Here is an 8,071-nt window from a genome sequence, read left to right on the forward strand (position 1 = left end):
TGGAACGCGGCCCGGAACATCCTGCACCTGTATCGGATCGGCCACGTCATCACGGAGATCCCGGCCGCCGGAAGGCGCGGTCGCAGGGCGGGTAACACCGTCAAGCCTGTCGCCGAAAGGTAGACGGGAATCCCCTTCCCGAGCTTGCGAAGGGAGGGGAGAACTTCAAGAACCTCAACCCGCTGCGGCCAGGTGAGGCGTTCAGTCCGTTGGTCAGTCCTCCGGCCGAAGTCGCTGACGAGCGGCCTCAAGCCGCTGGTCGTAGTCAGGAGCCGTCAACGGCACAGCCCCGGACTCGGTTGGACGTGCTGCGCACACATGGGTGACTCAGGCCAGGTGCTCTCCCATCTGGCCGGGCAGATCGAGCCGCCCGCGAGGAATCCTCGTGCGGACGGTTCGAGGGGCGGGGCCGCTGGTTGCCGCCCCGCCCCTGCTCGGTCAGTCAGGGCTGATCCGATGGGTACCTACTTCAGGCCGAAGGCCCGGGTGATGTTCTGTGTGACGCTGTTGCCCTCGGTGTCGGCGGCGCTGGTGCGCAGCGTCACGAACTGCGCATGGGCGGGGGCGTCCAGCTGGGTGTTCCAGCCCTGGGCGGTACGGGTCAGGGTGGTGTGGTGCCAGGTGACGCCGTCGTCGTAGGAGACGTCCAGGCCGACCGTTTTGATGGTGTCGGAGCTTGGTGCCCCCTGCAGGTGCGAGGGAGTGACGGTGATGTCGGCGTGGCGATGTGCCTTACCAGAGGCGTCCATGCCCTCGACCGTGTAGTCGAGCTGGATCAGCGGTAGCGTTTCGAAGACGCCGGCGGCCCCCTGCTGGGAGTCGAAGCCCCACTCGGTCCGAGTGGTGGTCGAGTAGTCGTTGGCCCAGGTGCCCCGGGCGTTCTCCGACACCAGGCGGTACCGCAACTTCTCGGGAGACAGCCTGAGGGGGAACCGGTAGCTGCCCAGGGTGTCGGTGTCGGAGGCCCTGAGTAGGGTGTCGCCCTGATACATCTTCACCTTGTTCTCGACATCGACATTGCCGAACGTCGTGCCGACATGTCCGGGAACCGAGTCGCCCCAGCCCGGGACCTCCACATACACCGCGTTGCCCAGGCGCACCGGTCGGTAGTAATCGTTCATCCGAGGACGCTGGATCGGCCCGAAGTACTCCATGTGGGAGGTCGTGCCGGCCGGGTACCGCGTCAGGGAGTCACTGGAGATCTGAAGCTGCTGGTTGACCAAGGCGCTCTGGGCCCAGTCCGTGTCGCTGGACACCCAGTCGGTGCGCTCGGCCTGGGTGGGAGTGGGCAACATGTTGTATCCGTAGTCGCCGAGCCAGACGGCGGAACGGAACTCCATGCCCTTGGCGGGCCGGTTGTTGCGGAAGGACATATCGACGCGCGCAAGGTCACGGCGCTGCGGCCGGTAGGTCAGGTCCGCCGGGATGCCGGTCTCGTCGCGGGAGATGTCATAGAGGTAGTCCGTGGTCGGGTGGGAGGTCACCCGGAGCGCCGTCCGGCCTTGCTTGATCTGGGCGATCAGTTCGTCGCCCTCGTCCGTGGTCAGCGTGGCCACGGTCAGGGGGGCCGGATTGTCGGTGGCGGACCAGGGGTTGTCGTTCCACGGGTCCAGGCGTCCGTAGCCGTCGTTGACGACGAGCAGCGCACTCGCACCGGCCTTGGCTGCCGTCTCGGCCTGCTCGGCCTGATCGACGTCATCGCTGCGCCGGACCACGACGACCTTGCCCCTGGCGTCGAGCCCCACGTAGTCGGCGGCGCCGCCCTCTGCGGCATAGACGGCCTCGCACTGGCGCGTGCCGTCCTTGAGGGGGATGTGTCCGCGCTGGACGATCATGTCGTCAAAGGTGTGCGTGCGAGACGCGACCGTCAGGGCCGGCTCCGTCTGCCGCCAGTTGTACCCGGAGTCGAAGGTGCCCGTGGTGACCGGCTTGCTGGGCAGGGCCCAGACGCTGTCGTAGGGGGCATTGTCATAGGTGGGGTTGGGCCACCGCGTCATGGTCAAGGAGCTTCCGTTGTCGAATCCCCGGTAGAGGCCGATGCGGGTTTCGGCGGGCGTGGTCTCCTGCGGAGTCACGACGGAGACCTGCTTGGCCTTGGAAGCATCCAGGTTCACCGTGGTGTCCCGGTCGACGACGACCTCGGGAGCGGTGAGAATGGCCTTACCCAGGGAGTGCGGCCCGTGCGTGCCCTGGACATCGCTCTCCAGGCTCACGAAGTACGTGCCGGCAGGCAGGTTGATCGTGCCGGTGCCTGAATCGTCCAGTTGCAGCGGCAGGAAGACCTTGTCGCTGAACACGTACACCTCGCCGCCCATCGGGCGGCCGCTGCGGTCCTTGCCGTTGAGCGTGAGGGTGTGGCGCGGGGCCTGCTTATAGGCGCCGATGACGGTGTGGGCCAGCAGCGTGCCGGACGTGTCGGTGGCGAGGATCTGCCCCGAGGTCGTGGTGTCTTCCTTCACCAGGTCGAAGCTGGTGGTGAGGATGACCTTGCTGCTGCCGTGTGCGGGGACGGTGACCTGAGGTGCCGACAGCGAGAACGCGCCGGTGGCCGCACCGGGGACCTGGAGCGCCAGGTCGAGGGTGACCGGAGCGTCCCCGGTGTTGGTGTAGGTCACTTCCCTCTCGGACTTGTCGCCGGCCGGCGCCGTGCCGTCGCGGTAGCCACCGAAGACGCTGCCGGTGGCGAACACCGTGCCCTTGACGGCGGCGGCGACGTCAAGACGGCCGCTTCCGCCCTCGTACGGGGTGTACTTGGGGGTCGCCTCGGTGGTGCTGACCAGGGCGTCCTTGAGCTGTTGCCCGGACCAGTCCGGGTGGGCCTTGGCGAGCAGTGCGGCGGCGCCGGCGACATGCGGGGTGGCCATCGAGGTCCCGCTCAGCGTCTGGTAGTAGCCCTCGCCCTCTTCGGCGTACTGCGAGCGTGCAGCCAGCACGTTGACGCCCGGTGCGGTCAGCTCCGGCTTCAGGCCGGCGTCGCCCTGCCGCGGGCCGGTGCTGGAGAAGTCGGCGAGGGTGTCGGAGGTGTCTACTGCTCCGACGGACAGCGCGGCGTCGGCGACGCTCGGAGACGAGACGGTGTGCCGGCCGTCGTTGCCGGCCGCGATGGTGAACAGCGCACCGGTCTCGGCGCTGAGCTCGTCGACGGCCTGGCTCAGCGGGTCGTGGCCGTCGCTGGGTCCGGCACCGAGGCTCATGCTGATGACCTTGGCGTGCTGGTCGCGGGCGGCCCACTCCATGCCGGCCAGCACCCAGGACTCCTGGCCGCTGCCGTCGTTGCCGAGAACCTTGCCGACGTCCAGGTGCGCACCGGGGGCGACGCCCTTCTCCTTGCCGTCGGAGGCGGCGCCGGTACCGGCGATGGTCGAGGCGACGTGCGTGCCGTGACCGTTGTGGTCCTCGATGTCCTGGTCGGGTACGAAGCTCTCGCTCGCATTCACCTGACCGACCAGGTCGGGGTGCTGGGTGTCGATACCCGTGTCCAGCACGGCCACGTCCACGCCCTGGCCGGTGTCACCGTCCGCCCACACCTGGGGAGCGCCGATCTGCGCGGTCGTGTCGGCCAGGTCGGCTTTGACCTTCCCGTCGAGCCAGATCTTCGCGATCCCGCTGCCCAGTTGGGGCTTGGCGTCGGCATTGCGTCCGGTTGCCGTCGCGGTCCCGCCGGTGAGGGCGGACCAGAACTTGGCGGCCTTCGTTCGCTGCTCCGACAGCGCTGCGCCCTGAATGCTGCTCAGCGCCAGGGTCTTGCTGGCGCCGGCGGGCACCGCCTGCGTACGTGCACGAACGGCGGCGTCGGTGTAGGTGACGATCAGGGGCAAGCTGCTGCTCTGCGCGTCCCCGTAACCGTCCGCCAGCATCTGGGTGACGTTGAAGAGTTCACGGTCCAGCTTCCCGGCGGCGATGTAGGGAAAGGCGGCGTCCGGGTAGACGTAGGTGTCCTTGCCGACCTTGTAGGTCACGAAGCCGGTGAGCCGACCGTCCGCGCCCTGCACGGTGCGGGTGACCTTTCCGGCGGCGTCGGTGTTCACCGTCACCTTGTCACCGGTGATCAAGGTGACCGTACGCGAGGTCGGCAGATGTGCCGCGGTGCCGGTCAAGGACGGTTCCGGAGCCCTGGTCCCCGGAGCGGCAGAGGCTGAGCCCGGCAACTGGGCCGCGAAAACGGCCAGCATCGCCCCGGCCGAGGCCAGTGCTGCCCGTCTACGGGCTGATATGTATGGCATCGCACTTCCTTGTTAAATACGGCAGTTGCCTGAAATGACTCGTTGTCAAATCTGCTTGCTGCGTCAAATAGCCCGCCGAGGCGGCACTAAGGGGCGGTTGTCCGTGAGGTAAGAGGCCCGTCTTGCGGTACATCTCTTCGGTGCAAGCCTTGGCCGGACAGCGCGCCGGAGCCTGAACGCCCGCGCCGGCCCACGCCGGTACTGCCGACTGCTAGGGCAGGATCTCGGGCTGTGACACACCGGACGGGTGCCGCCCAGCGCGTGGACCGACGCGCAGCCGGTAGGGGTTGCGGCCGGCCGAGGGGGCCGGGCGCCTCCCTGCGCCGCCGCCATGGCTCACCTTGATCATTCCGTCACCGCGCGCCGACATCTGATCCACCAAGAGATCACGGGGGCGTCGGCAGTTTTCTGCGCCGGGCCGGCGTCCTAGATGAGGTAGATCCCCTTGCCGGTGCCGACGAACAAGTCGTGGTCGCTGAGCATGAGTCGAGTCGCTCCGCTCGGCGAGCCGGGGACCTTCTGCCAGTGCAGCCCGTGGTCCGAACTGGTGAAGAGCCCTGCATCACCGGACCGCGAAGACATACTGTCCTCAAGGCGACACGATGGCGTCGGACATCTCGATGGGGCTGTCCACCCCCGTATGGAGCCTCCGGGCGCCGTCGTCGCTGCCCAGCAGGACCGAGTCACTGCCCCCCGTCCTCCCCGCCGCACAGGCGACGTCCGAGTCGTGGGGAACGGCCTCCAGTCCCATTCCCACACCGTCGGGAATTCCCAACCTGGCCTGCGCAGCCACATCAGACCGTGGTCGTCGCTGCGGTCGATCCGCATGCCGCGCTCGGACAACACATACACACGGGACGGCACGGCCGAGGTGAAGGTGAGATGGTCCGCCGCCGGCATTGGGTCCCATGAGCTGCCACTGAGCCGCGGTGGCGGAGTTCAGGGTGCTGGTATCGGCAGTGGCGGATATGGCCGCGACTCCGGCGTGGGCCGTGCTCAAACTCAGCGCGAGCAGGGTCCGCTTCATGGTTGTGAGGCGCATGAACCGATGGTCGGCCGGACAACAGCCGGTGACAACTCTTCGCAGCTGTCCCAACTGCGCCATGTCACATATAGGTCACCCGCCGGATGGCGTGACGCCGCATCTGTCGCAGACAGCCGCGGCTCGAGACCGCAAGCATTGATGACAAGTCATTTCCGACACATGCCGTATCTGCGAGAAGTGGCCATGCCAGGGTGCACCTCCCCTCCTGCTGTTGAGACCGTGATCGGATGGATGGTCGGATCGTGACGGAGACCCGGAAGCCGGTTCCAGAGGTGGCCGAGGACCTGGTACCCACCCAGGACGCCGCACAGTCGGGTGTCGCGGGCACGGCGCAACGGGTCGCCGTCGTAGGACCGGCCGGTGGCAGAGCCGTCTCCTTCCCGTGGTCGGCTGCGGCAGAGTGAACGGGCCGAGCTGGAGCGGTTGGGAGCGAGGCGCGGGAGGTGCGTCGGCAGCACCTGGCGGAGGAGATCGGGGAGATCTTCCGCCGGTCGGGGGCACCTACGGCTCGCCGAAGGTGTTCATCGAGCTGGTGCGCCGGGACCGGCGGGTGTCGGTGCACACCGTCGCGAAGCTGATGGCCGAGCTCGGGCCGGTCGGCCGCAAACGGCGCCGCAGCCGGTCGCCGACCCGGCCGGGCGAGCGGCCGGCTGCTTCGGACTTCGTGCGCCGGGGCTTCACCGCCGAGGAACCGGACTTCGCCTGGGTGGACGATATGACCAATATCGACACCGGTGAGGGCAAGCTGTACCTGGCGACAGTGATGTTGCGGGACACGACCCAGCCGCCGCCCCGCGGTGGCCCTGCGCGTACGTAGATGACGCGTAGTGCGTCAAGGCTGCCGGCTTCCTGAAAGACGGCGACCTCGCCTGGGCGGACAGGTGGCGCAGACGCATGCGAGATCCTCAGGGGCGCTGGGCGGGGGTGGCATGGTGTCGCCGTGAAGGCTCAGTTCCGGCTGAGCACGCGAGCGATCCCGGCCAGACCGCAGTCGTCGGGACCCATCCCGCCGCGGCTCTTCAGGCTGCCGGAGCACCCGGGGCCCAGGGCACCCAACTCCGAGGAGGCGTCGATCAACCGATGCGGGAGGCTGAGTTGCCCATTGCAATTCAGGTTAGGCTGTGCGGAAACCGGCTGTTACCGCGACGTAGAGGGAGGCAAGGTGGCCGAAGCCGCGCACGACGAGCCGTCCTGCTCCATCGAACGCAGTCTCCTGGTGCTGGGCGAGCGCTGGACGCTGCTGATCATCCGGGAAATCTACCTGGGAAAGCACCGTTTCGCGGAGATCCAGGCCTCCCTGGGCATCGCGCCGAACCTGCTGAGCACGCGCCTGAAGACGCTGGTCGGCGAGGGCGTCCTGCGCAAGCAGACGTATCAGGTGACGGGAAGCCGGCCCCGCGACAGCTACCACCTGACCCCGGCCGGCGAGGAACTCCAGGTGATCCTCGCCGCGCTCCAGCAGTGGGGTGACCGTCACCGGCCACGCCCCTTGGGCCCGAGCGCCCTGCGGCGCCAGCGCTCCACGGGCCGGCCGGTCCACGTCGGCTTCATCTCCGACGACGACGCCCACGAGGTCGCCGCGGCGGACGTCGAACTGGTCTAGAGGCCGGCAGTGGGGGAGCCGACAGTCGGAGAGCGGGCGGTCGAAGAACCGACAGCCCAGGAACTGGCAGTCGGATAACCAGCAGTCCGGAGTCGGCCGTCGGCGAATCAGCAGCCCAAGAACCAGCAGCCGGACACACCCCCCTCACGCCCCGGATCCCAGCGCCAGCTCCGCCCAGATCAGCTTGCCGTCCGGTGTGCAGCGGGTTCCCCAGCGGCGGGACAGCTGCGATACGAGAAGGAGGCCGCGGCCGTTCTCGTCGGTGGTGCGGGGGTTGCGCAGGCGTGGGTGGCAGTTGCTGGCGTCGGAGACCTCGCAGGTCAACATCTCGTCGTGCCGAATGAGGCGCAGGCCGATCGTGCCGGAGGTCTGGCACATGGCGTTGGTGACCAGTTCGCTGACGATCAGTCGGGTGGAGTCGACCAGGTGCTCCAGTCCCCATTGCTTCAACTGTCCGGCGGCCAGGGAACGGGCGCGGCCGACGGCGGCCGGGTCCTCCGGGAGTTGCCAGGCGGCGACCCGGTCCGGGCCCAGTGAGCGGGTCTGGGCGAGGAGCAGGGTGACGTCGTCGTCCGGTGTCCGGGTGGACAGCGTGTCGATCGCGGCCGAGGCGAGCTCGTCCAGCGGGAGGCCGGGGTGTGCCAGGGCGGTGCCCAGGCGCTGCATGCCGACGTCGATGTCGTGGTCGCGGTCCTCGATCAGTCCGTCGGTGTAGAGGGCGAGCACGCTTGTCTCGGGCAGTTCCAGTGTGGCGGACCCGAAGTCGACCAGTCCGAGGCCGAGCGGGGCCCCGGAGGGCAGCTCTGGGTAGTTGAAGGCTCCCCTCCCTGAAGGGAGGGGATGCCTCACCCTCCAGGGCTGTGTGGGGATTTACGGCTCAGGCCGCCACCGGAGCCGGCGGCCCCGGTGGTCTTACGCCCTCGGCACCGTCCGGGTTCCACCTGCCCGGACCCGCATCACGCGGGCGGAGTTCTTGTCCCTGCAGGACACGGCTCCACACGCGGTGCAGGCATACGTTCTCATCGACAGAGGTAGTGCGTGCTTGGTTCTCGCTCCGCACTGCGCGCAGTCCATCGTGGTGTGCGCCGGGTGCACGAGACGGACGTCCCGCGCGTGCTTGCGGCCCATCTCGACCAGGGCACGCTTCGTCGCGGCGATGGCGGCATCGGCCGCCTTGCGGGCCATGGTGGTCTTCGCCAG

General features: G+C 68.4%; 6 protein-coding genes and 1 pseudogene. 3 read left to right on the forward strand and 4 right to left on the reverse strand.

The genetic code is table 11. From position 1 onward, the window contains the following. Nucleotides 1–464 precede the first annotated feature (464 nt). Both ACIBJF_RS50695 and ACIBJF_RS50700 read right to left on the reverse strand, forming a co-directional pair. A complete protein-coding gene (locus ACIBJF_RS50695) occupies nt 465–4,097 on the reverse strand; it encodes a S8 family serine peptidase (RefSeq protein ID WP_399184670.1) in 3,633 nt (1,210 codons plus the stop codon). A gap of 552 nt (nt 4,098–4,649) precedes the next feature. Further along, complete coding sequence (locus tag ACIBJF_RS50700) at nt 4,650–4,805, reverse strand: hypothetical protein (protein ID WP_399184671.1); 156 nt, start codon at nt 4,803–4,805, stop codon at nt 4,650–4,652. A 705-nt stretch (nt 4,806–5,510) separates the two neighbouring features. On the opposite strand from ACIBJF_RS50700, the gene ACIBJF_RS50705 reads away from it, so the two are divergent. The 3 genes from ACIBJF_RS50705 to ACIBJF_RS50715 all read left to right on the forward strand — a co-directional run bounded on the left by ACIBJF_RS50705 (nt 5,511) and on the right by ACIBJF_RS50715 (nt 6,871). Further along, nucleotides 5,511–5,672 carry a hypothetical protein gene (locus ACIBJF_RS50705; protein ID WP_399184672.1) on the forward strand — a complete coding sequence of 54 codons (162 nt, stop codon included), beginning with the start codon at nt 5,511–5,513 and terminating at the stop codon, nt 5,670–5,672. Further along, on the forward strand, nt 5,669–6,085 hold the full coding sequence (locus ACIBJF_RS50710; protein ID WP_399184673.1) for an IS3 family transposase: 417 nt from the start codon (nt 5,669–5,671) through the stop codon (nt 6,083–6,085). The genes ACIBJF_RS50705 and ACIBJF_RS50710 overlap by 4 nt, the downstream gene beginning before the upstream one ends. 345 nt (nt 6,086–6,430) lie before the next feature. Continuing rightward, on the forward strand, nt 6,431–6,871 hold the full coding sequence (locus ACIBJF_RS50715; RefSeq protein WP_399184674.1) for a winged helix-turn-helix transcriptional regulator: 441 nt from the start codon (nt 6,431–6,433) through the stop codon (nt 6,869–6,871). 144 nt (nt 6,872–7,015) lie between these two features. On the opposite strand, the gene ACIBJF_RS50720 is transcribed toward ACIBJF_RS50715, so the two are convergent. Both ACIBJF_RS50720 and ACIBJF_RS50725 read right to left on the reverse strand, forming a co-directional pair. Continuing rightward, entirely contained in the window at nt 7,016–7,720 is a 705-nt protein-coding gene (locus ACIBJF_RS50720; RefSeq protein ID WP_399184675.1) for a SpoIIE family protein phosphatase, read from the reverse strand. Nucleotides 7,721–7,748: 28 nt separating this feature from the next. Beyond that, nucleotides 7,749–8,071, reverse strand: a pseudogene (locus ACIBJF_RS50725) (zinc ribbon domain-containing protein); the annotation flags it as partial.

The sequence above is a fragment of the Streptomyces sp. NPDC050743 genome (genome assembly GCF_044456925.1).
Classification (GTDB): Bacteria; Actinomycetota; Actinomycetes; order Streptomycetales; family Streptomycetaceae; genus Streptomyces.

Coding starts and splice junctions, on each gene's coding strand:
- ACIBJF_RS50700 (WP_399184671.1), bottom strand. CDS start 4,805: ATGTCTTCGCGGTCCGGTGATGCAGGGCTCTTCACCAGTTCGGACCAC.